Below are 25010 nucleotides of genomic sequence, written 5' to 3' on the forward strand. Positions count from 1 at the left end.
GGCAGGGCAACGGACTTGACGAGGTGTTGGCCGTCCCCGTGATCTGTTCGATTTGCGGAACACCGGCCTCCGGCAAGTGAACCGGGGCACCGCCGTCGGTATCTGTGGAAGCGAAGGCGGACGCCCCGGACCGGCGTCCGTCCGCGCGAACCACACGGTCCACGTCGAAATCGAGGTGCAGCGATGCCGTCGAACCCGCCCCGCGACCCGTCCTCCCGCCCGGCCCCCCGCCCCTCCTCCCACCCGTCCTCCCACCCCCACCGGTCGAACGGCGCGTGCTACCACGGGGCTCCGGCGCCTGCCGCGCGCACGCTCCTGGACGTCCTCGACGCCACCGCCGCCGCGCACCCGCAGGCCACCGCCCTCGACACCGACGGGGACACGCTCACCTACGAGGAGCTGTGCGCGCGGGTCGCGGCCCTCGCCGGGCGGCTGCGCCGGGCCGGGGCGGGGACCGGCGACCGGATCGGGGTCCGCATCCCGTCCGGCAGCGCCGGGTTGTACGTCTCGGTCCTGGCCGTCCTGCGCTGCGGCGCCGCGTACGTCCCGGTGGACGCCGACGACCCCGACGAGCGGGCCGCGACCGTGTTCCGCGAGGCCGGGGTCCGGCTGGTGCTCGGGGCGGACGGCGCGATGACCCCCGGCCCGGACACACCGACCGCACCGACCGCACCGGACGGGCCGGACGGGCCGGACGGGCCGGACGGGCCCGGGGAGCGGGCCGAAGCGGCCGGGGGCGGCCGGGAGGTGGGCCCGCAGGACGACGCGTGGATCATCTTCACCTCCGGTTCCACCGGAACGCCCAAGGGCGTCGCCGTCACCCACCGCAGCGCGGCGGCCTTCGTCGACGCCGAGGCCGCGCTCTTCCTGCCGGACCGTCCGCTGGGCCCGGGGGACCGGGTGCTGGCCGGGCTGTCGGTGGCCTTCGACGCCTCCTGCGAGGAGATGTGGCTGGCCTGGCGGCACGGCGCCTGCCTGGTCCCCGCCCCGCGTTCCCTCGTACGCGCCGGACACGAGCTGGGCCCCTGGCTCGTCGAGCGCGGCGTCACGGTCGTCTCGACCGTGCCCACGCTCGCCGCGCTCTGGCCGCCCGAGTCCCTGGCGCGGGTGCGGCTGCTCATCGTCGGTGGTGAGGCGTGCCCCGCCGAGCTGGTCGACCGGTTCGCCGTGCCCGGACGCGAGATGTGGAACACCTACGGCCCGACCGAGACCACCGTCGTCGCCTGCGCCGCCCGGCTGCGGCCGGGCGAGCCGGTGCGGATCGGACTGCCGCTGGACGGCTGGTCGCTGGCGGTCGTGAACGAGTCGGGCGAACCCGTCGCGGCCGGGGGCGAGGGCGAACTCGTCATCGCCGGGGCGGGCGTCGCCCGCTACCTCGACCGGGCCAAGGACGCCGAACGGTTCCGGCCCTGCCCCGCCCTGGCCGCCGGCCGCGCCTACCGCACCGGGGACCTGGTGCGGGCCGAGCCCGAGGGCCTGGTCTTCGCGGGGCGGGCCGACGACCAGGTCAAGATCGGCGGGCGGCGCGTCGAACTCGGCGAGATCGACGCCGCGCTGAGCGCCCTGCCCGGGGTGCTGGGGGCCGCCGCGGCCGTACGCACCACCCCGGCGGGCGGCCGGCTGCTGGCCGGGTACGTGGTTCCCGGGCCCGGCTACGACCACCGCCGGGCCCGGGAGGAGCTGGTCCGGCGGCTGCCCGCCGCGCTGGTCCCCGTCCTCGCCGAGGTCGGTGAACTGCCCACCCGTACCTCCGGCAAGGTGGACCGCGACGCCCTGCCCTGGCCGTTGCCCCCTCGGGCCCCGGGCGAGGACGGGCAGGCGGCGGGCGAGCCGCTGCGGGGCACCGCCGCCCGGCTCGCCGTCCTCTGGGAGGAGCTGCTGGGCACCCGGCCCGGCGCCGGGTGCGACTTCACGGCCCTGGGCGGCACCAGCCTGACCGCCGCCCGGATGGCCTCCGCCCTGCGCGAGCGCCACCCCGGCGTCTCGGTCGCCGACCTCTACCGCCACCCCGTCCTGCGGGACATGGCCGCGCACCTCGACACGCTCGACCCCGGACCCGACCCCGGACCCGACCCCGCGCCCACCTCCGCATCCGCATCCGCCCCTACGGACACCACCGGCGCCGGGAAAACCGCCGAGGTGCGGCCCGCCCCCCGGCGGGCAGGGGCGGGGGCGGGGGCGGTGCAGGTCCTCGTCCAGTGCGCCCTGTTCGCCCTCACCGGCCTGCGCGGGCTGGTGGTGCTGGCCGCGGCCGACAACGTCCTGGCCCTGCTGGCGCCCCGGGCCTGGACCCCGCACACCTCCTGGTGGCTGATCCTGGCCGGGTGGCTGCTGCTGTTCAGCGCGCCGTCCCGGTTCGTGCTGGGCGCGGCGGCGGCCCGGCTGCTGACCCGGGGCATCACCCCGGGCACCTACCCGCGGGGCGGCCGGGCCCATCTGCGGCTGTGGACGGCCGAACGCGTCGTGGCCGCCTTCGGCGTCCCGGCCCTGCTCGGCACCCCGTGGGCCGCCCGGTACGCACGGGCGCTGGGCTGCGCGACCGGGCACGGGGTCGCCCTGCACGCGATGCCGCCCGTGACCGGGCTCGCCGCACTGGGCGACGGCTGCGCGGTCGAGCCGGAGGCCGACCTGTGCGGCTGGTGGCTCGACGGCGGGAACCTGGAGGTCGGCGCCGTCCGGGTGGGCGCCGGGGCCCGGGTGGGTCACCGGTCGACGCTGATGCCGGGGTCCGTGGTCGGCCCGGACGCCGAACTCGGCGCGGGCGCCTGCCTGGACGGGGAGATCCCGGCGGGCCGTACCTGGGAGGGCTCCCCGGCCCGCCCGGCCCCCACCACCGGCCGGACGACCGGCCCCGGCACGGGCGCACCCCGGCCCGTCGGCGGGTCTCCCGGGGCCGGGAGGTGGCGGCTCGCCTACGCGCTCTCCCTCGGGCTGCTCCCGCTGCTGCCGCTCGTCGCCGGCGCGCCCGTGCTCGTCGGCACGTACTACCTGATCAAGGACTGCACCACCCTCACCGGCACCGCGCTGCGGCTGGTCGTGGCCGCGCCGCTGTCCACCTGCGCCGCGCTGCTCTGCTGGATGCTGCTGCTCGCCCTCGTCGTCCGCGTCCTCGGGCGCGGCATCACCCCCGGCAGCCACCCCGCCGACGGCGGGGTCGCCTGGCGCGTCTGGCTGGTGCACCGGCTCCTCGACGGCAGCCGGGCCACCCTCTTCCCCCTCTACGCCAGCCTCGCCACCCCCCTGTGGCTGCGGCTGCTCGGTGCCCGCGTCGGGCGGCGCACGGAGATCTCCACCGTGCTGCCGCTGCCGTCGCTGCTGCGGATCGGGGACGGGGCCTTCCTCGCCGACGACACCCTGGTCGCCCCGTACGAACTGCGCGGCGGCCGGATGGTCCTGGGCGCCGTACGCATCGGTGAGCGGGCCTTCGTCGGCAACTCCGGCATCGTCGGCCCCGGCCGGAACGTGCCCGCTCACGCGCTGATCGGCGTCCTGTCCGACGCGCCCGAGCACAGTGAGCCCGGGAGTTCCTGGCTGGGGCGGCCCACGCTGGCGCTGCCGAGGGTCGCGGCCACCGCGGACCCGGGGCGCACCTTCGAGCCGCCCCGGCGGCTCGTCCTGGCCCGCGCGCTCGTCGAACTGTGCCGTCTGCTGCCCCTGATGTGCGCGCTGCTGCTCTCGGAGGGCGTCCTCCTCGGCGAGCAGGACGCCCTCGACTCCGGCGGACCGGCCCTGGCGGCGCTGGTGGCCGTGCCGCTGCTGCTGGCCGCCGGGGTGACCGCCGCCGTGATCACCACCGCCGCGAAATGGCTCCTCGTAGGCCGTTTCCGGGTCGCCGAACACCCGCTGTGGAGCTCCTTCGTGTGGCGCAACGAGCTGTACGACACCTTCGTGGAGTCCCTCGCCGTGCCGTGGCTGGCCGGGCCGTTCACCGGGACGCCCGTGCTCAACTGGTGGCTGCGCAGCCTGGGCGCGCGGATCGGGCGCGGGGTGTGGTGCGACACGCACTGGCTGCCGGAGACCGATCTGATCACCCTCGGCGCGGGGGCGAGCGTCAACCGGGGCTGTGTGCTCCAGACGCACCTCTTCCACGACCGGATCATGCGGATGGACACCGTGCGGCTCGCCGAGGGCGCCTCGCTCGGCCCGCACAGCATCGTGCTGCCGGGCAGTTCGGTCGGCGCGCGCACCTCGGTCGGGGCGGCCTCGCTGGTGATGCGCGGCGAGACCGTGCCCGCGGGCACCCGCTGGGCGGGCAACCCCGTCGCGGGCGCCGTCCGCGCCCCGCGGCCTCCCGCGACCGCCCCGGCCCCCTCCCCCGTCGTCTCCCCGGCAGGCTCCCCGGTCTCCGGGGCGCCGGTCCCGTCCCCGGCGGCCGTCCTGCCCGTACCGGCCGGGGAGCGGGCGACGTGAGCGCGGGCGGGGACGGGTCCGGTCCGCGGCCCCCGGACGCCACCGGGAGGAGCGGTGGGCGGGGGCACGGCCGGTTCCGGTGCAGCCGCCGGGGTCTGCTCACGGCGGCGGCCTCCCTGCCGCTGGCCGGGGCGCTCCTGGCGGCACCGGACGGCGACGACCGGCCCCGCCCCGGCGGGGTGCGCTACTTCCCCCAGCACGGCTCGTACGGCCACCACAGCCTCTCCTACCTCCTGCGGCTCACCTACGACCCCGGGCGGGCCTGGCTGGAGGGCCACGCCAGGATCAGGGGCGTGGCCGCCGAACGGACCCGGGAACTCACCCTCGACCTGTCGTCCCGGCTGAGCGTCACCTCCGCCCACCTCGACGGCAGCCGCGTACGGACCCGCAGCGGCGGCGGCAGGCTGCTGCTCGGCGGCGCCCGTACCCTCGCGCCCGCCGAGCCGTTCGTCCTCGACATCCGCTACCGGGGCCGACCCCGGCCGCTGGCCAGCGCGTTCGGCGCGATCGGCTGGGACCGCACGGGCGACGGCCACGGCGGCACGCTCGTCGCCTCCCAACCACTGGGCGCGCCCTCCTGGTTCCCCTGCAACGACCGGCCCGACGACAAGGCCGCGTACACCTTCGCGATCACCCTCCCGCCCGGCCTCCAGGCCCTGGCCAACGGGACGCTGCTGCGCCGCGAACCGGCGTCAGGCGGGGCCCAGTGCTGGACGTACCACCATCCGGGCCCGATGGCCTCCTACCTCGCCGCCGTCTACACCGGCCGGTTCCTCCACGAGACGGACGGCCCGGTGCGCAACGCCTACCCGGCCCGCCTCGCGGAACAGGCCCGGTACGACCTGGCCCGCCAGCCCCGGATGCTCCGCGCCTTCGCCGGGCTCTTCGGCCCTTACCCCTTCGAGACGTACGGGGCCGTCGTGGTCGACGCGGAGCTGGCGGCCCCGGTGGAGAACCAGACGCTCTCCGTCTTCGGCCGCAACCACGTCGACGGGCGGCGCGGCAGCGAGTCCCTCGTGGCCCACGAACTCGCGCACCAGTGGTACGGCAACAGCGTCGGCCTCGCCGACTGGCGGCACATCTGGCTCAACGAGGGGTTCGCCACCTACGCCGAGTGGCTGTGGTCGGAGCACCTGGGCGAGGACGACGCCGACACCCTGGCCCGCCGGGCGTGGGGCGCGCTGGCCGCAGGCCGGCAGAGCCTGCGGATCGCGGACCCGGGGCGGCGGCACGTCTTCGACGACCGCGTCTACACGCGCGGCGCCTGCGCGCTGCACGCGCTGCGACTGGCCTCGGGGGACGCGGACTTCTTCCGCGTGCTGCGCACCTGGCACACGGCCCGGCGCGGCGCCAGCGCGGACACGGCGGCCTTCCTGGCCCACACCGAGCGGATCACGGGCCCGGCGCGGGCCGCGACCCTGCGCCCCTGGCTCTTCGACAAGCGGCTGCCGCCCTTCCCGGAACGGGCGGGAACCGGGGCGGCGGGGGCGGGGGCGGAGGCGGCGGGGTGACGCGCCGCTGCCTGCCCGCCCGGAGGGCCGGGCGGGCAGGCAGCGGGCAGGCGGGCGGGCGGATCAGCCGGAGGTGGCTTCCCGCGCGGCTTCCTCGATGAGGTCGGTGACCGGGCCGGGCTGGGAGGCCAGGGAGGCGTGGCTGGCGTCGAGTTCGATGATCTTGCGGGGGTTCATCCGCTTGGCCATCCGGCGCTCGTTGTCGGGGTGGATCATGTGGTCCTCGGTGGAGACCTGGTACCAGCTCGGCTTCACCTTCCAGGCCGGGGCGGTGATGTTGTCGCCGAAGGTCGACGCCAGCGGGGCCTTCTGCGTCACGCTCATGACCCGTGCCTCGTCGGCGGGCAGGTCCTGGCCGAAGCTCTCGTGGTACTTGTCCTGCTTGATCCACAGGTAGCCGTCGGAGTCCGGGACGAGGTTCGGGAAGGCCGCCGGGGGCGTCTCCTGGCTGATCTGGCCGGGACTCTCCCCCGCGTCCGGGGCGAACGCGGCGATGTAGACCAGGCCCACGACATTGGGCAGGTCACCGACCTCGGTGATGACCGCGCCGCCGTAGGAGTGGCCCACCAGCAGCACCGGCCCGTCGATCTGCCGGATCATCTTGCGGGTGCGTTCGGCGTCGTCCGCCAGCGAGGTCAGCGGGTTCTCCACCGCGTGGAGCGAGTCGAAGCCGCGTTTGTGAAGCTCGGTGATGACCTTGCCCCAGTGGGCGGCGCCGCCCCAGAAACCGTGGACCAGCAGGATGGAAGGCTTCTCTGACATGGCTGTACATCGTTCCTCTCGCGTGGTTCCGCCGTCGCGGTCACGCTAGACCGGCCCCCGCACCCCTGCCACCGCACCGCACGCCGCCTGCGGCCATCCGGCATCACCCCCGCTCGTCCGGCCCGGCCTGCGGCCCGGTCCCCGGATCGGTCCGCCGCAGCGACCCGCAGCGACTGAAGCGACCGAAGCGACCGAGATTCGGACACTGTTCGACGCAACGCCTATCCAACAACCGCAAACCAGACATATAGGAGCGCAGGTGGCATCGCCACCCTTTTCCTTTTCCTCCCCCTGACCGTTTCTTTTCCCCTTCCTGACCACCCCGGGCCTTGTCCTGACTGACCCGAGCCTTGTCCCGACCGGCCGGCGACCTCTCCTGACCGGCACGGCCGGCCGCCGGAACCGGCCCCCGCAGGCGAGGGGCCCGCAGGGCCGAGGTCGCTACCCGGCCGTGCCGGCCGTACCGGTCATGCCGGCCGGGTGCCAGTGCGGGCCGCGCTGCTCCGCCAGGCCGAAGGAGGCCAGGCCCCGGAGGTGTCTGGCGACCGTGGACGCGGTGAACCCGACGGCGGTGCTCAGGTCGGCCACGCTCGCCCCGCCCGGACCCACGGCCCGCAGCTCGCTCCAGGTACGGGCGGCGGGCAACCCCAGGCCACCGTGGCGGGCGGCGGCGAAGACGATCCCCTCGGCATCGGCATCGGCCACGGCCTCCGGCGACGGGGCGGGAACCGGAACGGCGACCGGACCCGCGACCGGAACAGGTCCCGTGGCGGCGGCGCCCACCGGGGCAGGCGCCGTGCGCGGGCCGACGCGGCGGGGTGCGGCCGGGCCGACCGGGCGGGGTGTCCTGTTCACCGTGCGGTGCCTGCGGCCCTTCTGTCGTCTGCTCATCGGCTCATCGACTCCTCGTCTCCAGACCGGTGGTGATCACGTGGTGGGAACGAGTGAGCGGGTACCTGGTGACTGGCGGGGCCCCGGGCCACGGACCCGGCTCCCCCGAATGGTCCGTCCTCCCCGGCCCCGAGGGACGCACGGACCACCAGGCCCGGCCCGGTCGGATCCGGTCGGGTCCAGTCAGGTGCGGTCAGGCCCGGTCAGGGTCCGGTCACGGACCAGCCGGACCAGCCGGACCAGGACGAGCACACCGCCGAGGAGGAGGGCCAGCCCCAGCAGGGGCCTGACCCCCGGGGGCAGGTAGTCGGCGTGGGCGGAGTTGTAGGCGAAGTGGGCCAGGACGAGGGGCCACAGCAGGAGGGCGCGCCGGTAGACGAAGAGGTGGGCGCCCATCCAGAAAACGCCGAGGGCCAACGCCCCGTACCCGTAGTAGAGGTGGAACGGGACCCGCAGGGCGACCAGTACCGCCAGTTGCGCCCGCCCTCCCCAGCGCGGCCGGGTCATCACCGCCATGGGCAGGGCGAGCAGGAGGGTCTCCTCGACCAGGCCGCTGTGGAGGTTGGCCAGCAGTTGTCCCCAGGCGTCCGGACGGTCACCGGCCGGGGCGTACCCGGGAGACGGGAAGGCCCGCATCACCTCGAAGCCGATCCACATCCCGAGGTAGCCGAGCGCCGCCGCGCCCGGTCCCCCGTACGGGAACTCCTGGCACGGCCGCGCCGACAGACCCAGTGCACGGGCGCTGTAGCCGAGCCAGACGTGGGCGAGCAGCAGCGCGACCGCCGCACCGGAGGAGTCGCTTCCACACCAGCACGCTCACCGCGCACCGCACCCCCGGCCCTCTCCCCACGCCCCACGCCCCACACGCCCGCGCCCCCGCCCGTACGTCGCGTACATCACGTACGTCCCGGCGGCCTCCGGCAGCTCGACGGGTTTGCGCCACTCCTGCCGCTCCCGTCCCGGTGCGACCACCGGCGCGCGCCGGAGTCCGGGGGTGGTGAGGTGCCGTGGTGGCGGGGCGGGGAACGCGTGTACGGCTGTCGCGCAGGGCATCGTCGCGTTCCGGCCAAGGAGCGGAAAACCCTGCTGCCACCGTCCCGGAAGCCGGAAGACTCCTGAACGGATCGCCGCTCCTGTCACTCCCCGCGCAGAAGGAGTCCCCCATGCCGCGCGCCACGGTCATCGACGACGCCGCACCCGCGTACCCCGGTGAACTGGCCCGGCTGCTGCACACGGGCCCGTTCCACCTGGCCCTGCGCTGCGCCCTCGCCGCGAAGGGGCTGCCGCTGCACCGGGTGCAGCACCGGATCGCGGGGCGCGGGATCGCCGTCGGGCTCACCTCGCTGAGCTACTGGCAGCGCGGGGTGCGCCGCCCCCGGCGCCCCGAGTCGCTGCGGGCGGTCGCCGCGCTGGAGACCGTACTGGACCTGGAACCCGGGGCGCTGATCCGGCTGCTGGAGGCGGAGGCGGCCTCCCGCCGGGCCGTCCGGCCGGCGGCCCGGCCGCACCGGGCGCTGCTTCCCGTCCCGGGGGTGGTCGAGGAGCTGCTGGCCGACCTGGAGATGCCCGCCGACGGCGGTCTGCACACCGTCGGCCACCACGAACGGGTCCGGATCGGGCCGGGCCACCAGCTCCAGGGCCACGATTCCGTGCACACCGTACGGGCCCACCGCGACGGCGTGGACCGGTACGTGGCCATCCACCACGGCGGCCCCGGCTGCGACACGGCGCGGACGGAGGTGCGGGCGTACGAGAACTGCCGGACCGGGCGCGTCCGCAGGGTGCGCGGCACCGGGGTGGTCGCCGCCGAGCTGCTCTTCGACGCCCGGTTGCTCGCGGGTGACACGTACGTCTTCGCGTACGGCTTCGAGGACGGGACGGCGGGCCGTTGCGACGAGTACGTGCGCGGGTTCAGCCACCCGGGCGGGCAGTACGTCCTCCAGGTCCGTTTCGACGACGTCGCCCTCCCGGCCCGCTGCCGGCGGTTCCGGCGGGCGACGCCCGACGCGGTCCGCAGCGAGCTGGTCGACCTGACGGCCAACGGACACCACCGGTCGGTGCATCTGGTCGAGCCGGGGGTGCGGCGCGGCATCCTGGGGATCTGCTGGGACTGGGGATGACCGGACCCACCGGGCTACCGGGGCGGTCCTCCGGGGCCGTGCCGGGACTCCGGTACGGCCCCGGTACGGCCCGCGCGTCAGCCGGAGCGGCCGTGGGGGCCGGGGCCCGGGAGGGGGCGCGGCCCGCCGGGGGCGTTGTCGAGGTGCTCCGCGCAGGTGTGCAGCGCGATGACGGCCCGCGCGCAGTTCTTCGCCCCGTCGAGCGTGCCCGGCACGGGCTTCGCGAGGGTGCCGAGCACGTCGCCGACGGCGGCCTCGACCCGGACGCGGCCCCCGTCCGCCCTCGCCCGCCCCGCGCACCGGGTGCGCAGAGCGGCGGCGACGGCGAAGGCGTGGCCGGTCAGCTGGAGCACGATCTGCGCGTAGTCACCCGGGTGGAGTGCGTCCACGTCCAGGTCGAGCATGGCCGTGGCGAGCGCCTTGTGCACCGCTTGGTCGAGCGGCAGCAGGCCGTCGGTCATGGCGTGGAGGTGGTAGAGGACGGTGTGACGGTGCATGTGGTGTCCTTTGCGGATGCGTGCGTCAGGGCGGGGAGAGGTCCTGACATGGAGCGGCATCGCGTGGTGCGCCTGGTGCCGTGCCCGGGGCCCTGCCCGGCGGTTCCCCGGACGGGGTCCGGGAGGTTCGCCGGGGGGAGTCGCGGGCCGGTGAACCTTCCCGGTCACAGCACTGGCTCCCGGCGGCGGGTGCGGGCCCCGGGGTGGTGGGCTGCCCGGGCCGTGCCGGGACGCTGGTCGAGCGTGCCGGGGCCGGGTCGTTCGCACGGTTCGCCGCTGCGGCTCCTCGCGGGCCGCCGCGCTGCTGCCCAGAGCATCCGGGACAGGCGGAGCCCAGGTCAACTCGTGTGCCGGGTAAGCAGACCGGGTGGGGAAGGGACGACCCGGATGTGAACGCCCGCCCACGGCGCGGGCTCTGCGACGGAACACCACCGCGCCCGCTCCGCGCACATGCGGTGTGAATATTCATACCGGTCAGGGGAGCCGGTGGGGGGAGCCGGTCGAGGGAGCCGGTCACGGCGACGGGCCGGGCACCGGCCGTGCCCCGGGCGCGGCGCGGAACGGCCCTGTCACGCCCGGCCCACGCCCGGCCCGCGCCCCGCCCGGTATCCCGTCGTACCCGGGGCCGGAGGCCAGGCCCGGCCTCCGGCCCCGGGTACGACAGAGGGTCCGGCCCGGCCCGGGGCATCACGGACCGGCCGGGCCCCGTCTCGGAGCGCCTCCGGGGGCGCCTCCCGGGGCCCGTCTCAGCGCCCGGTCCCCCCGGCGGCGCCCCCGGGCAGCGCGGGAGAGACGATCCCCGAGGCAGAGACCCTGGTCCGGGCCCACTCCCCGGGGGTGGCGGCGAGCAGCGCGGTGACGGTGTCCGGGTCCGGCGGGGTGCCCTGGTCGCCGTGGGCGGTGAGCGCGGACGCGGCGCTGAGGTGGCCCAGCCGCAGGCGGCCCTGCGGGCCGAGGCCGCGCAGGGTACCGGCCAGGTAGCCGGCGGCGAAGGCGTCCCCGGCGCCGGTCGCCTCCACCACCTCGACCGTCAGGGCGGGTTCGGTGACGACGGCGCCGTCGCGTCCGAGCGCGGTGGCGGCGTTGCCGGAGTCCTTGACCACCAGGGTCCCGGGCCCGGGGAACATCCGGCGCAGCGCGTGCGCGTCGCCTTCGCCGAAGGCGGTCTCGGCCTCGTCCGAGCCGATCAGCAGCAGGTCGGCGGCGTCCAGGAGCGGGGCCAGGACCGCCGGGTCGCGGTCGTGCCACAGCGCGGCACGCCAGTTGAGGTCGAAGCTGACGAGCCGGGTCCCGCGCCGGTCGCGCAGCAGGGCGCGGACCAGTTCCAGGCAGCTGTCGGAGAGCGCCGGGGTGATCCCGGAGAGGTGGAGCAGCCGGGCCCCGTCGAGCAGCCGGGCCGCCCGGGGGTCGGTGAGCAGGCCGGGGGAGAGCGCCGAGGCCGCCGAGCCGGAACGGTAGTAGTGCAGGCGGCTGCGGCCGGGGCCGAGGTCGTACGGGTGCGGGGAGCCGCCGGTCTCCTTGAGGTAGACGCCGGTCGGGCGGTGCGGGTCGACCGCGACGGCCGAGACGTCCACACCGTACGCGCCGATCGCGGAGCGGAGCCGCCGGCCGAACCCGTCGTCACCGACCCGGCTGATCCAGGCGCTGCGCACCCCGAACCGCGCGAGGGCGCAGGCCACGTTGGACTCCGCGCCGCCGACGGCCGGGCGGAAGGACCCGACCTCCTCCAGCGGGCCCTGCCGGTCCGGGAGCAGCACCGCCATGGACTCCCCCAGGCAGACCACTTCCGCGACACCCCGGTCCGTGCTCGCCCCCGTATCCGTGCCCGTGCTCGCTCCCGTGCCCGTATCCGCGTCCACGGCCTCCTCACTCACCACACCCGCCCCTGACTCCACACCCGTCCCCGCCCCCGCGCGCGTCGCAGTCGCCTCGCTCTCCCCCGCACCCACCGTGTCCTCCCCCGTCCGCGGGGCCTTCCCCGGCGGCAGGGCGGCTTCTCCCGGCCGTGGGACGGACGGTGTTCCGCCGTCCCGGCCGGGCAGATCCGCCTGCCGCGCAAAGCCCTTGATCAACGCTCCCCCTTCTGCCGCTACTTGGCGTGTGCTAGAACCGTAGCACCAACATACGCAACAGCCGTTGCGTATCATGCAACACCCGGGTCGTGTGCGACGCGGGAACGGAACGGAACGGAGGCAGTGCCGTGGACCATCCGCCCGTGGACCATCCGACCTACGCGAGCCCGAGCACCGGGACCGGGATCGACCCCGCCCCGGTGGCCGGGCTCTCCGGCGAGGTCCTGGACTGGAGGTTCAAGGCGCTCCCGGCGGACGCCTGGGGCCTGACCGCCGAGGAGTACCTGGCCACGAAGCCGTCCCTGTCCGGCTTCGGCACCCCGCTGCTGACCCTCGACGCGGGCGCGCTCGACCACAACCTGCGGACCATGGCCGCCTGGTGCGCCGAGGCGGGCGTCCTGCTCGCCCCGCACGGCAAGACCACCATGGCGCCCGCCCTGTGGCAGTCCCAGCTCGCCGCCGGGGCGCACGGCATCACCCTCGCCAACCTGCCGCAACTGCGCGTCGCCCGCGCCTTCGGGGTGGACCGGCTGATGCTCGCGAACACCCTGCTCGACCCGGCCGGACTGGCCTGGCTCGCCCGCGAACTCACCGCCGACCCCGGCTTCGCCTTCGTCTCCTGGGTGGACTCGCCCGAGAGCGCGCGCCTGATGGACCGCGCCCTGCGCGCCGCCGGGGCCGGGCGGCCCGTGGAGGTCCTGGTCGAGCTGGGCGGGCCCGGCGGGCGGACCGGGGCGCGGGACACCCGTACGGCCGTGGAGACCGCCGAGGCCGTACGGGCCGCGCCGTCCCTGCGGCTGGCCGGGGTCGCCGGGTACGAGGGCGCGCTGGCCCACGACGCGAGCGGGCCCGCGCTGGCCACCGTCCGGGAGTACCTGCGCCGCCTGGCCGCACTGCACCGGCTCCTGGCCGACCGGTACGAGACCCCCGAGCCGGTGGTCACGGCGGGCGGCAGCGCCTACTTCGACACCGTCGCCGAGGAACTCGCCCCGCTCGCCCAGGAGTTCCCCGGCACCCGGGCCGTCGTCCGCGCCGGCGCCTACCTGGTCCACGACGACGGCTTCTACCAGGGGATCTCGCCCCTCTCCCGGGGCGCGGGCCGCACCCCGCTGCGCTCCGCGATGCACGGCTGGGCCCGTGTGGTCTCCCGCCCCGAACCCGGGCTGGCCCTCCTGGACGCGGGCAAGCGGGACCTGCCCTTCGACGAGGGACTCCCCCGGCCCCAGCTGGTGCGCGGCCCGGACGGCCCGGCCGGGGCGGCGGGCACCGTCACCGCCCTCAACGACCAGCACGCCTTCCTGCGGGACGGCGGGGAGGCCGCCTCCCTGGGCGCCGTGCTGCGGCTCGGGCTCTCCCATCCCTGCACCGCCTTCGACAAGTGGACCCTGATCCCCGTGGTGGACGACGCCGACCGGCCCGAACCCCGGGTCACCGCACTGGTGAGGACGTTCTTCTGATGGCTGATCTGCTCCTGCGCGGCGCCACCGTCGTCGACGGCACCGGCGCCGACCGCTACCGCGCCGACGTCACCGTCACCGACGGCCTCGTCACCGGCATCGGAGCGGGCCTGACGGGCCGCCGCGTCATCGACGCCGACGGCCTCGTCCTGGCGCCCGGCTTCATCGACATGCACGCCCACTCCGACCTGCGGCTGCTCGTGGAACCGGCCCATCCGTCCCGGGTCACCCAGGGCGTCACCTGCGAGGTGCTCGGTCAGGACGGCCTCTCCTACGCACCCGTCGACGACACCACCCTCGCCGCCACCCGCCGCCAGATCGCCGGCTGGAACGGCGACCCCGAGGGCTTCGACTGGAACTGGCGCACGGTGGGCCAGTACCTGGACCGCCTGGACGAGGGCATCGCCGTCAACGCCTGCTACCTCGTGCCGCACGGCTCCCTGCGGATGCTCGCCATGGGCTGGGAGAACCGCCCGCCGACCCCCGCCGAGCTCGACCGGATGCGCGAACTCCTCGCCCAGGGACTGCGCGAGGGCGCCGTGGGCATGTCCAGCGGACTCACGTACACCCCCGGGATGTACGCGGCCACGGACGAGCTGACCGCGCTGTGCGAGGTGGTCGCCACGTACGGCGGCTACCACTCCCCGCACCAGCGCTCCTACGGCGCCGGGGCCCTGGAAGGGTACGCGGAGATGGTGGAGATCGCCCGCCGCTCCGGCTGCCCCCTGCACCTGGCCCACGCCACCATGAACTTCGGCGTCAACCAGGGCCGCGCCGGTGAGCTGCTGGAACTCCTGGACGCGGCCCTCGCCGAGGGCGTGGACATCACCCTCGACAGCTACCCCTACCTGCCCGGTTCCACCACCCTGGCGGCCCTGCTGCCGAGCTGGGCGGCCGAGGGCGGCCCGGACGCCACCCTGGCCCGGCTCGCGGACACGGCCGTCCGCGAGCGCGTCCGGGAGGAGGTCGAGGAGAAGGGCAGCGACGGCTGCCACGGCGTGGTCACCGACTGGGACACCATCCAGATCTCCGGTGTGGGCGATCCCTCGCTGGACGCCGTGGTGGGCCGTACCGTCGCCGACCTGGCCCGGGAGCGGCACACCACCGGCACCGAGGTCTTCTTCGACCTGCTGCGCACGGACCGGCTGGCGACGGGCATCCTCCAGCACGTCGGCCACGAGGAGAACGTCCGGGCGATCATGACCCACCCCGCGCACACCGTCGGCAGCGACGGCCTCCTCGTCGGCGCCCGCCCGCACCCCCGCGCCTGGGGCACCTTCCCCCGCTACCTCGCCCACTACAGCCGCCGGCTGGGGGTCCTGACCCTGGAGGAGACGATCGCGCGGATGACGGGCCGGCCCGCGCGGCGGCTGGGGCTGCGCGACCGGGGGCTGATCCGCCCCGGCCACCACGCCGACCTGGTGCTCCTGGACCCGGAGACCGTCGAGGACACCGCCACCTTCGAGGACCCCCGCCGCCCCGCCGCCGGAATCGTCCACGTCTACGTCAACGGCGTACCGGTACTCGCGGACGGGCGCCCCACCGGCGCCCTCCCGGGCCGGGCCCTGCGCCGCACCGCCCTCGGACCGCGCAGCACCGCACAGAGATGAGCACTCCCGCCATGACCGACCCCCTCAGCCCCACCGGCCCTGCCCGTTCTGCGCGTTCCACCGGCCCCGGCTCCCTCACCGCCGCAGGGCTCCGCGCGGCCCTGGCCGCCGATCCGGTGATCGCCGTCGTCCGGGCCCCCCGGATTCCCGACGCCGCCGCCCTCTGCGCGGCCCTGGCCGCGGGCGGCATCACCTGGACCGAACTCACCTTCACCACACCCGGGGTGACGGACCATCTGGCCCGCGCCGTCGCCGCGGGGCACCGCATCGGCGTCGGCACCGTCCTGACGGAGGCCCAGGCCGAGGACGCCCTCGCCGCCGGAGCCTCCTTCCTCGTCACCCCGGGCCTGCGGCCTCAGGTGGCACGGACCGCGCACGCCGCCGGTGTCCCGGCCGTACTCGGCGCCCTGACGCCCACCGAGGTCGCCGACGCGCTCGATCTGGGCGCCGCCGCCGTGAAGATCTTCCCGGCGAAGGCGTTCGGCCCCGGCTACTTCAAGGACCTGCGCGGCCCCTACCCGGACGTACCGCTCGTCGCCTCCGGCGGGGTCAACGCCGGTAACGCGGCGGCCTTCCTCGCCCACGGCGCGCTCGCCGTCTGCGCCGGCACCGACGTGGTGCCCCCGCAGGCCGTCGCCGACGGCGACTGGGACGAGATCACCCGCCGGGCCCGGCTCTTCACCGACGCCTGCCGCGCCACCGAAACCATATGAGGGACGGCGCCGTGACCGGAAGCATCGACTGGCTCCAGACGTCCACCCCCGGCCTGCTGCTGCTCTGCGGGGCCGCCATCGCCCTGCTCCTCTGGCTGATCATCAAGGTCAGGCTCGAACCGTTCATCGCGCTCGTCGTCAGCGGCCTGCTGCTCGCCCTCGCGGCGGGACTCCCCGCCACGAAGATCGTGGGCACCGCCCTGTCCAGCAGCAACTCCCTGATCGAGAACGGCTTCGGGGGCATCCTCGGCCACATCGCCCTCATCATCGGCCTCGGTTCGCTGCTGGGCTCCCTGCTGGAGGCGTCCGGAGGCGCCGAGGTCCTCACCCGACGCCTCCTCGGCGCCTTCGGGGAACAACGCGCCGGGCTGGCCATGGGCCTGGCCGGACTCATCTTCGGCGTCCCGGTCTTCTTCGACATCGGCATCTTCGTCCTCGCCCCACTGGTGTACACCGTCGCCCGGCGCAGCGGCCGTTCGATGCTCCTCTACGCCCTGCCGCTGCTGTGCGGGCTCTCCATGACCCACGCCTTCCTGCCGCCGCACCCGGGCCCGGTCGCCCTGGCCGGGCTGCTCGGCGTCGACCTGGGCTGGATCATCCTGATGGGTCTGGCCTGCGGACTGCCCGCCTTCGTCGTCGCCGGTGTGCTCTGGCCCGCCTGGATCGGCAAGCGGATCATGGTGGAGGTCCCGGACGACTTCGTGGCCGCGCAGGAGGTGCTGGCCGGGGAGGACCCGGCCGGCGGTGACGGGGGACGCGCGCCGGTCTCCCTGGGCACGGTCGCCCTGGTCATCTGCACCCCGCTGATCCTGATCCTCGGGGCGACCTTCGGCACGGTCTTCCTCGACAAGGACGCCGCCGCCCTCCCCTACCTGACCTTCCTCGGCAACCCGGCCGTCGCCCTCACCCTCGCCTGCCTGCTCGCGCTCCGACTGCTGGGCACCCGGCGCGGCATGACGAAGCAACAGCTCGGCGAACTGGGCGCGGCGGCCCTGCGGCCCGTCGGCATGATCCTGCTCGTGGTGGGCGCCGGAGCCTTCTTCGGAGCCGTCATCTCGGCCACGGGCGCGGGCAAGGCCCTTGCCGCCACGCTCTCTTCGGGCGGCCTGCCGCTCATCGTGCTGGCGTACGTGATCTCCTGCGGCCTGCGCATCGCCCAGGGTTCGGCCACCGTCGCGATCGTCACCACGGGCGGCATCATCGCCCCGCTGCTGGCCGACACCTCCTACAGCCAGCCCCAACTGGCGCTGATCGCGGTCGCGGTGGCCGCAGGATCGATCATCGCCTCGCACGTCAACGACGGCGGGTTCTGGATCGTCTCGAAGTACTTCAACATCTCGGTCAAGGACACCCTCAAGTCCTGGACCCTCCTGGAGACCATCCTGTCCCTGGCCGGCTTCGGCATGGCCGTGGGACTGAGCCTGCTCATCTGAGGCCGGGCGTCCACGTCTGCTTTTCCGACTTCAGCCGTCGGGTCCGCTGATCCGACGGTCACACAGGGCGACTCGACCACACGTTCGCATCAACTCCCCATAACGGGAGAAAAGCGACACGCACAATGGCCCCTCAGAGGGCCGTTCTCCCGCCCTCCGGATAGAGGGGACCATCGACCTCCCGAAAGGCCGCCAGAGGGGCGCACAGCCGTTTTCGGGGTCCTTCAGGCGCCCGCACCGGGCCGCCCCCCTCCAAAACCCCTCCCCCACCCGCCAACGACACCGGCCTCGCCCCCTTCTTCGGGAGCGAGGCCGGTCCGAGTTCAAAACCCGGTTTTGAACTCCATGCCGTCTACAAGTGCTCCAGCAGCAGCTCGGCCACCCGCTGACGGTACGTCTCGTCCGTCAGCGCGCGCAGACCCTGGACGAGATCCTCCGGACGGTCGCCCGCCTCAAGGAGCGCGCTCAGCAGCGGCAGCGTGCTGCCGGAGCCCCCGGGGGCGGATGCTCCCGGAATCGGGGACACCGACTCCGCCACCAGCCCGGCGCCCGTACCACCCGTACCCGTACCCGCTGTCTCGCTGCGCGGCTTGACCACCGGAGCGGCCGACGCGACGGGCACGACAGCTACGACGGGCTCCTCCACCACCGGAGCCGAAGCCACCGGAACGGCAGCCACCGCAACGGGCGCCACCGCAACGGGCGCCGGCTGAACCGGAGCCGGAGCCACCGCCCCTGACACCGCCTCGGGCACGACCACCACAGGTGCCACGGCTACGGGTACCGCAACCTCGGGTGCGGCCACCGCAGGTGCCACGGCCTCGGACGCGACCGCCGCCGCAGGCTTCGTCCTGGGGCGCTGCGCCTGCCGCTGGAGCTCCGCGTACTGCGCGTGCTGCTCCTCGTGGTCGGCCGTACGGGCGGCCAGCTCCCGGGCCGCCTTCAGCTTGAACAGCCCGGCGTCGACCCGCCGCTGCAAGTCGGGTGCCAGCCGCAGGAGGCTCAGCCGGTGGGAGACGTACATCTGCGACTTGCCGATGCGCGACGCCACCTTCTCCTGCGACCCGTACTTCTCGACCAGCACCTGGAGGAAGGCCGCCTCCTTGCACGGCTCGATCGCCTTGCGGTGGATGTTCTCGATGATGACGGCCTCGTCGAGGAGGCCCTTCCCGTCACCGAGATGGTCCTGGACCTTGATGTCGAGCCGGGTCCAGCCGAGCTGCCGGGCGGCGGCGAAACGGCGGTTGCCGTTGACCACGACCCAGTCCGCGACCCCGACCGCCTTCGTGTGCTCGGGCTTGAGCCGCAGGAAGACCTCACGCGAGACGACGGCGACCGGCTGGAGCTGGCCCACCTCCCGCAGCGTGACCATCAGCTCCTCGAACTCGGGGTCGTTGGTGCTGTACTCCCCCTGACCGCGCGGGTTGCCCGGGTTGCCGATGATCGTGTGCATCAGCGCGGTCGTCGGCGGCGCCTTCACCACCGGCTCACCGCCACCGGCAGCCGTGGCGGACGGCTTCTCCCCGATCAGGCTCGCGAAGTTGGTGCGCTTGCTCATCGACGCTTGGCCCCCGCTCCGATCTCCAGCGCCAGCTTGTAGAAGTCCTCACGGGCCTCCATCGCGACGCGGTTCTTCTTGTAACGGGTGACGACGGTGCCCTCGACGGCGGCCCGCGCGTGCACCTTGTAATGGCGGATCACGGTGTTGGCGAGGTTCCAGCCGCTTCCCTCGACGAAGGCGCGGGTGTCCTCCAGGTCCGCGACACCGTCACGCGGGTCCCAGTTGTTGATGACGACCCAGTAGGGGAGACCCAGCGGCTTGACCACCTCTTCGATGGTCGTCTGCGTCGGGATGAAACCGAGCGGCTCCGGCTCGACGGGGATGATCAGGTCGTCGGCGTTGGCCAGTACGGCGCGCATGGCGTCGGCCGCCGAGCTGTCGCCGAAGGGGTCACCGGCCTGCTGCACCTCGTCGTCCGGCAGGTCCATCCAGCCGGGGGTGTCGATGAAGGCGTGCTTGACCTTGCGGGTCTTCTTCAGCTCGGGGAAGTAGGTCAGGTCCTTGCGGGACTTGGTCTGGATGAAGGAGAAGGGAAGGTCGTTCCCCACCCGCTCCGACCACCAGGTCGCCGAGCCCTGCGGGTCGCTCGACACGGCGACCACGTAGTCGGGCTCTCCCTTGGGAGCTTCCCCGAGGACCTCGGCCGCGACGGCGGCGATGTTGACGGTCAGGGTCGATTTGCCGACCCCGCCCTTGCGGTTGATGACGGCAGTGATGCGTGCCATGGGTAGTGCTCCAGTGAGTTCCGTGTGCTTCCCGACCACGATCCGGCCGGTACTAGCGGACGGGCCCAGCATCGCACGCCGAGGGCATTTGTCGGAATCACACATCGCCGTGGCCTCTCAATCCCCCGAACGGATCAAAGGGATTGCCGTGCGCCGCCGCACCGGGACGGCGCAACACGGCCGGACACCCGCCTCCGTGGGGGAGTCCACGCCCCGGCCCGGAGGCGGTTTTTCAAAACCGGGTTTTGAAGACCCCGCTCCCGGAGGGTCCAGAACTCCCGAGTCCGGCAGGCGCTTCTTAGCTCTGCGGCCTCCAGACGTAGCGCACGTCCGGCTCCCGTTCCTCGTTGCGCCGCCCGTCGGTGCGCTCGACGGCGAGGAAACCGTGGCGCTCGTAGAACCGCTGCGCCGGGGCGTTCACCTGGAAGGTCCACAGCCCCAACCCGGCCGGACGCTCCCGCTTGGCCACCTCCACGAACCGGTCGCCCACTCCCCGGCCACGCCACGACGGATCGAGGTAGAGCTGTTCCAGCTCCTCGTCATCGAGAACCAGGAGCCCGACCACCACGACCGGTGTGCGGTGGGCGCGGGCCCACCACAGGACCGTCCAGCTACACCAGCCACCCACCCTCTACCGAGCCGGCTTTCAAAACCCGGTTTTGAAAGCCGACCCCTGACACCCGCACTGACACCCGCGCTGACACCGGCGCTGACACGGAATCCGAAGCCCACTCCACCCCGACCGGAGGTCCGTCGGTCACAGCTGGGACCCCGTTCCGAACGGGCCCGTCCGGCCGACTTTCAAAACCGGGTTTTGAAAGCGAGCCCCGAAAACCAGGCCCTGAAAGCCCAGGCAGCCCCCGCCTTAGGACGGCATCAGGCAACGGGCGAACCCGAAACCATCTTCTGTACGGACGGGTTCGGGCCGCTCACCCTGATGCCCGGCCCGGGCCTCGACGGCACCGACGCCACCGACCGCGCTGGCCACGAGGAACAGGGCGGCCTGACCCGCCGCTATACGCCGGTGGCGCCGTCGATGCGTTCTCGGAGCAGGTCGGCGTGGCCGTTGTGGCGGGCGTACTCCTCGATCATGTGGACGTAGATCCAGCGGAGGTTCACGTCCTGGTCCATGAAGCGGCCGGTATCGGTCAGAGCACGGTCGGCGCAGTGCTCGCGGGCGCGAGCGATCTCCGCGTGCCAGGTGGCGAGGGCCTCGCGCAAGGTGGCGCCCTCGGCCAGTACGAAGCCACCGTCAGGACCGCGCGGGTCGGCCTGCGGATCGTAGATGGGCGGGGCCGGTTCTCCGGCGAGCACTCGACGGAACCAGTTCCGCTCCACCTCCGCCATGTGCTGGACGAGGCCGGTCAGGGTGAAACCGGACGGCGGCACGGACGCTGCGGCGGCCTGCTCGTCGTCCAGCCCCTCACACTTCATGGCAAGTGTGGCGCGGTGGAAGTCGAGCCAGCTCTCCAGCGTGGTGCGCTCGTCAGCGTTCAGGGGCGGCACAGGACGTTCGATGATGTTCACCGCCCGATTATCGCCAGCGGCCGAAGCCGTTCGGGGGAGGGGGGCAGGAGAGGCCGGGGCAGAAAGGGCCCACCTTCAAAACCCGGTTTTGAAGACTGCCCCCTCCCGCCTTCCCCGACGCCTCCGGCCGGCCCGCACCCGCCACCCCCGGCGTCCTTGACCAGCCTGACGATCATCGCGCCAGATGCGGTGCGCTGAGCTTCCGGCGTGTCCCTGGCCGAAGAAGGCGTCTTCGGTCCCCGAAGAGATGCTGGCGCGCTACGACGCCGTCGGCCGGGAGGGCTGCACCAGCGATGTCGGCACGCTCCGTCGCGGCCTGCGGGACACGACCTCGGCAGAGCGGCACGCGACCCCGTGGACGGGGGAGTCCTCCGTGGTCGGCCCTGGAACACCCACCCGGTCGCCGTCCTCCGCCCATCGGCACCGGTGAGCCCGACGGCCGGACCCCCCGAGGCCCCGGCTCCCGGCCCGTACCGGTTTCCCCCGGACCGGCGCCGCCGACCGAACCCGCTCGACACATCGGCCGACACATCGGCCCGGTCTGTCGGCCCGACAGATCGGCTCAACGACTCAACAGGCGGCCGGGTCAGGCCAGTAGGGCCGGTCGAGTCCGGTGAGCCGGGTCAACAGGTCAGCTCTCCGGAAGAGTTATTCCCAGCTCCCGCATCGCGGGCGACGGCGGGCCGGCCGAACGCTGGGTCTTGTGGCCCGTCACCCGTGGGGCCAGCGTCCTCGGGTCGATCGCCTCGGACGGCGAGCTGGAGGCGTAGCTCCCGTCCGGCTGCTCGTCGCGGTCGTGGGGGAGGAGCCAGAAGACGCGCCGCAGGAAGGTGCCCGAGGCCCGCGACGCCTTCGCCGTGCCCAGGAGGGTCGCGTATCCCACCATCCGGCCGTCACGGTGGTACGGAGGCCGTCCACGGCGGTTCTGGAGCCGGTCCAGGGACTGGCGGACGTAGTCCAGGTCGTCGATCGGCTCAAGCCAGACGATCTCCGATTCGTGAGCGATCTGATGGGGCTCGATGAGGGCGCTCACCGGTCTTCCTCCTCGCCTGGGTCGGCGAGAAGACCGATCCCTGGGTAGTACTTGCGCTGATTGGACGTCAGCATCTGCTTCGGGCTGCTCATACCAAGGGATTCCCGCACGCGGGCCGCGAATGCACGTGAGGTGACCGGATTGGCTCCCTCGTCGATACACCACTGCCGGTATGCCTGGTACATCCGGCTCTGTTCCGCGCGCATGCCGGACTCCAGTGCGCATGCCTCGTTGATGAAGCGGCCCATGTGGTCCTCGGTCTCGGCGTACGCGGTGGTCGCGATGGAGACACGGGCCGGGCCGGTGAGGTCCTTCTCCCCGGCCAGGTAGCGGCGGGCCCCGTCGATGAGCCAGGAGAGGATGCCGGGGCCCTCCTCCTGGACCAGGGCGTCGGCGAGGTTGTCGACCTTGCGGCTGTCGGAGACGACCCGTTCGAAGGGGATCAGCCGCATCCGGCGCCAGAAGGCGAAGCCGCCCGTGCCGACCTCGGGACGGTGGTTGCCCAGCAGCCACAGCTTGTGCGTGGGGTCGAAGGAGAAGAAGTCCTGCCGCATCCGGCGCGCCTTGATGCGGTCGCCACCGGTGAGCAGCTTGACCCGGGCCTCGTCGAAGCGGTCCCCCGGCTTGAGCTCGGAGCAGACGATGACCCGGCGGCCGTGGAGTTCGGCGAGGTCGGTCGGGTGGCCCTCGAACGGCTTGGCCATCAGGAAGCCGGGCGGCGCGGCGTCCGCGTAGTCCCCGAGCAGCTTGACCATGACATCCAGAAGGACCGATTTGCCGTTCTTGCCCAGACCATAGAGGAATGGCATGATCTGCGCACCGACATCACCGGTGATCGAGTAGCCCAGCAGCAGGTGGAGGAAGCTGATCATCTCCTGGCCTTCGGCGTCCTCGCCGAAGGTGTCCCGCAGGAAGCTCTCCCACCGTTTGGCCGGGATCGGCTCGGGTGCGACGGAGGTGGCCCGGGAGTGGTAGTGCTTGCTCGGGTCCGGCGCGCTCATCAGGCCGGTGCGCAGGTCCACGACACCCCTGGGCGTGCACAGGGCGTACGGGTCCGCGTCCAGCTGGCTCGCGCCCAGGACCATGCCGGGGGCCGACTTGGCCTGGAGGAGCATGGCCTTCATCCCGGCCGTGGACAGGGCCCGGCGGCGGTGCTGACGCAGGCTCGTGGTGGTGTTCTCGCCCGTCGGGTCGTGCACGGCGAGCTGCTCGGCCATCTCCCCGGCCGCCCACACCACGGTGTCGTCCTCGTCCAGCTCCCAGCGGTGTCCGACCCACTTGTACCAGCCCAGGCCGGGCACATGACGGTAGTCCCGCCCGTAGAGGCGTACGAAGAGCTTCGCGTTGCCCCGGTCGGTGAGGCTGTCGGGCAGCAGGCCGGCCGCGGTCGCCTGGAAGAGCATCGGCTGTGTCTGGGCCTGGCCCTGCGCGGGCACCGGGGCAGGGCTGCCCGCGAGGATCTGCTGGGCGACGGAGACCGGGTCGAAGTCCCCGTTCCGGCCGCTGGGGTGCGTCATCGGCGGCCTCCGGCGTACAGGGGCTTGCTCTGCCCGGCGGTCATTCCGCTCGCGATGATCTGGCGGACCCTGGCCTGCTGGCCGGGACGGGCCCGGTCGGCGACCTCCTGGAGGGCCCGTTCTCCGTCCGAGGCCGACAGGTGCCCGGCGGCGACGAGCCCTCCGACCGTGTACGCGGCCCGGTTGAGTTTCTCGGAGAAGCCTGCGGAGTGCTCCGTACGGCCGCACTCGGCGACCTCGGCCAGTACGGTGCCCAGCACCGCCGCGGCCTTGTCCCGTCCGCCCCCGGCGACGACGACGGCGTGCCGGGCCCGCTGGGGGACCTCGGGGACGATCGGAGCGGGGGCCTTCTGGCCCTCCAGGTGGCCCGTACGCGCGAGTTCACCGGCCAGCCACTCCGGAAGCTCGGCGGGGGTCCGACAGGGGCCCACAGCCTCGTACATGCCCGTCCTGGTCACTGTGCCGGGCGCGACGATGTACCCGCCCTCGCCCCGGACGTCCACTTGCCAGGCCAGGGCCCTGTTCCTGCCCGCACCGGCCGAGCAGAGCCAGCTGCGGCCCGCACCGGCCCGGTACCAGAGGTGCAGCCCGCCCGAAGGCGTCCGTACGCGCAAGGTGTTCCTGTCCTGGGCGGGGTCCGGCGCGCCGCGCAGGGCGGCCAGTACGGCGAGGGTGTGGAACCCGTTGGAGAGTCCCGTCAGATCCACGTCCTCCGGGATGGGGATGCCCGGCAGGATGCGGTCCCGGGGCGGGACCTGGCTGCCGTGCGCGTCGATGTCGATGACCACGAGACCCGCCGGGCCGGTGGCGACCCCGATGCCGAAACCGGGGTTGGCCCCCCACCAGGAGTCGATGCGCTCGGGGTCGGTGGTGGCGGCGTGGAAACCGTGGCACCAGCGACCGACAGGGATGCACGGGCACCCTGCGGCCTGGTGGCCGGCGGTCCGGCACAGCACACAGTTCTTCGGTGGCGTCTTGAGCATCGGAGCCAGCGGATGTACGGGCCAGCCCTGCTCGGCGCACCACCGTGCGACCGAGCGGCTCTCGGGCGCGGAGGAGGGCGTCATATGGCTACCTGCCGGTCAGCGACTGAGTCCGCCCGTGGGTCGCTGCACGAAAACTGCAGCTCAGAGGGCATCTATGACTCCAACAGCGACCGAAGCGACTCAAA

General features: G+C 73.9%; 19 protein-coding genes. 7 read left to right on the plus strand and 12 right to left on the minus strand.

The window, feature by feature from the left end; translation table 11 throughout:
* Positions 1 to 183 precede the first annotated feature (183 nt).
* Together ACIA5F_RS11435 and ACIA5F_RS11440 are read left to right on the plus strand one after the other, a co-directional pair.
* Complete coding sequence (locus ACIA5F_RS11435) at positions 184 to 4410, plus strand: Pls/PosA family non-ribosomal peptide synthetase (RefSeq protein WP_399351674.1); 4227 nt, start codon at positions 184 to 186, stop codon at positions 4408 to 4410.
* Positions 4407 to 5921 (plus strand): M1 family metallopeptidase, encoded by a 1515-nt coding sequence (locus ACIA5F_RS11440; protein ID WP_399351676.1) that lies wholly within the window; start codon positions 4407 to 4409, stop codon positions 5919 to 5921. The genes ACIA5F_RS11435 and ACIA5F_RS11440 overlap by 4 nt, the downstream gene beginning before the upstream one ends.
* A 63-nt stretch (positions 5922 to 5984) precedes the next feature.
* On the opposite strand, the gene ACIA5F_RS11445 is transcribed toward ACIA5F_RS11440, so the two are convergent.
* The 3 genes from ACIA5F_RS11445 to ACIA5F_RS11455 form a co-directional block, all read right to left on the minus strand.
* On the minus strand, positions 5985 to 6683 hold the full coding sequence (locus ACIA5F_RS11445) for an alpha/beta hydrolase (protein WP_399351678.1): 699 nt from the start codon (positions 6681 to 6683) through the stop codon (positions 5985 to 5987).
* Positions 6684 to 7124: 441 nt separating this feature from the next.
* Positions 7125 to 7574 (minus strand): helix-turn-helix domain-containing protein, encoded by a 450-nt coding sequence (locus ACIA5F_RS11450; protein ID WP_399351680.1) that lies wholly within the window; start codon positions 7572 to 7574, stop codon positions 7125 to 7127.
* A gap of 183 nt (positions 7575 to 7757) precedes the next feature.
* On the minus strand, positions 7758 to 8231 hold the full coding sequence (locus ACIA5F_RS11455; RefSeq protein WP_399351683.1) for a hypothetical protein: 474 nt from the start codon (positions 8229 to 8231) through the stop codon (positions 7758 to 7760).
* Positions 8232 to 8737: 506 nt separating this feature from the next.
* On the opposite strand from ACIA5F_RS11455, the gene ACIA5F_RS11460 reads away from it, so the two are divergent.
* The gene (locus ACIA5F_RS11460; RefSeq protein WP_399351685.1) at positions 8738 to 9694 is read left to right on the plus strand and encodes a hypothetical protein; all 957 of its coding nucleotides are present in this window, start codon (positions 8738 to 8740) and stop codon (positions 9692 to 9694) included.
* Between the two features lie 77 nt (positions 9695 to 9771).
* Here the strand turns inward: ACIA5F_RS11460 and ACIA5F_RS11465 are convergent, their stop codons facing one another.
* Both ACIA5F_RS11465 and ACIA5F_RS11470 read right to left on the minus strand, forming a co-directional pair.
* On the minus strand, positions 9772 to 10191 hold the full coding sequence (locus tag ACIA5F_RS11465) for a restriction endonuclease (RefSeq protein ID WP_399351687.1): 420 nt from the start codon (positions 10189 to 10191) through the stop codon (positions 9772 to 9774).
* A 746-nt stretch (positions 10192 to 10937) separates the two neighbouring features.
* A complete protein-coding gene (locus ACIA5F_RS11470; RefSeq protein WP_399351689.1) occupies positions 10938 to 12065 on the minus strand; it encodes a sugar kinase in 1128 nt (375 codons plus the stop codon).
* A 341-nt stretch (positions 12066 to 12406) separates the two neighbouring features.
* Between ACIA5F_RS11470 and ACIA5F_RS11475 the strand changes: the two genes are divergently transcribed.
* From ACIA5F_RS11475 to ACIA5F_RS11490, 4 genes are read left to right on the plus strand one after another with little or no spacing between them, the layout of a single operon-like run.
* A complete protein-coding gene (locus ACIA5F_RS11475; protein WP_399351691.1) occupies positions 12407 to 13720 on the plus strand; it encodes an alanine racemase in 1314 nt (437 codons plus the stop codon).
* Entirely contained in the window at positions 13720 to 15330 is a 1611-nt protein-coding gene (locus tag ACIA5F_RS11480; RefSeq protein ID WP_399351693.1) for an amidohydrolase family protein, read from the plus strand. The genes ACIA5F_RS11475 and ACIA5F_RS11480 overlap by 1 nt, the downstream gene beginning before the upstream one ends.
* Before the next feature lie 11 nt (positions 15331 to 15341).
* Positions 15342 to 16043, plus strand: coding sequence for a bifunctional 4-hydroxy-2-oxoglutarate aldolase/2-dehydro-3-deoxy-phosphogluconate aldolase (locus ACIA5F_RS11485; RefSeq protein ID WP_399351695.1), 702 nt, complete (start codon positions 15342 to 15344; stop codon positions 16041 to 16043).
* On the plus strand, positions 16040 to 17476 hold the full coding sequence (locus ACIA5F_RS11490; RefSeq protein WP_399351697.1) for a GntP family permease: 1437 nt from the start codon (positions 16040 to 16042) through the stop codon (positions 17474 to 17476). The genes ACIA5F_RS11485 and ACIA5F_RS11490 overlap by 4 nt, the downstream gene beginning before the upstream one ends.
* Positions 17477 to 17828: 352 nt before the next feature.
* Here ACIA5F_RS11490 and ACIA5F_RS11495 read toward each other — a convergent pair whose 3' ends face one another.
* The 7 genes from ACIA5F_RS11495 to ACIA5F_RS11525 all read right to left on the minus strand — a co-directional run bounded on the left by ACIA5F_RS11495 (position 17829) and on the right by ACIA5F_RS11525 (position 24906).
* Positions 17829 to 19034, minus strand: coding sequence for a ParB/RepB/Spo0J family partition protein (locus tag ACIA5F_RS11495; RefSeq protein ID WP_399351699.1), 1206 nt, complete (start codon positions 19032 to 19034; stop codon positions 17829 to 17831).
* On the minus strand, positions 19031 to 19762 hold the full coding sequence (locus ACIA5F_RS11500) for a ParA family protein (RefSeq protein WP_399351701.1): 732 nt from the start codon (positions 19760 to 19762) through the stop codon (positions 19031 to 19033). Before ACIA5F_RS11500 ends, ACIA5F_RS11495 begins: the two co-directional genes overlap by 4 nt.
* Before the next feature lie 298 nt (positions 19763 to 20060).
* On the minus strand, positions 20061 to 20363 hold the full coding sequence (locus tag ACIA5F_RS11505; protein WP_399351766.1) for a GNAT family N-acetyltransferase: 303 nt from the start codon (positions 20361 to 20363) through the stop codon (positions 20061 to 20063).
* 413 nt (positions 20364 to 20776) lie between these two features.
* Positions 20777 to 21289 carry a DinB family protein gene (locus ACIA5F_RS11510; RefSeq protein WP_399351703.1) on the minus strand — a complete coding sequence of 171 codons (513 nt, stop codon included), beginning with the start codon at positions 21287 to 21289 and terminating at the stop codon, positions 20777 to 20779.
* Positions 21290 to 21920: 631 nt separating this feature from the next.
* Positions 21921 to 22322, minus strand: coding sequence for a DUF6009 family protein (locus ACIA5F_RS11515; RefSeq protein WP_399351705.1), 402 nt, complete (start codon positions 22320 to 22322; stop codon positions 21921 to 21923).
* The gene (locus ACIA5F_RS11520; protein ID WP_399351707.1) at positions 22319 to 23839 is read right to left on the minus strand and encodes a phage/plasmid primase, P4 family; all 1521 of its coding nucleotides are present in this window, start codon (positions 23837 to 23839) and stop codon (positions 22319 to 22321) included. The genes ACIA5F_RS11515 and ACIA5F_RS11520 overlap by 4 nt, the downstream gene beginning before the upstream one ends.
* A complete protein-coding gene (locus tag ACIA5F_RS11525; protein ID WP_399351709.1) occupies positions 23836 to 24906 on the minus strand; it encodes a bifunctional DNA primase/polymerase in 1071 nt (356 codons plus the stop codon). The genes ACIA5F_RS11520 and ACIA5F_RS11525 overlap by 4 nt, the downstream gene beginning before the upstream one ends.
* Positions 24907 to 25010 lie beyond the last annotated feature (104 nt).

The sequence above is a fragment of the Streptomyces sp. NPDC051567 genome, assembly GCF_044454165.1.
GTDB lineage: Bacteria > Actinomycetota > Actinomycetes > Streptomycetales > Streptomycetaceae > Streptomyces.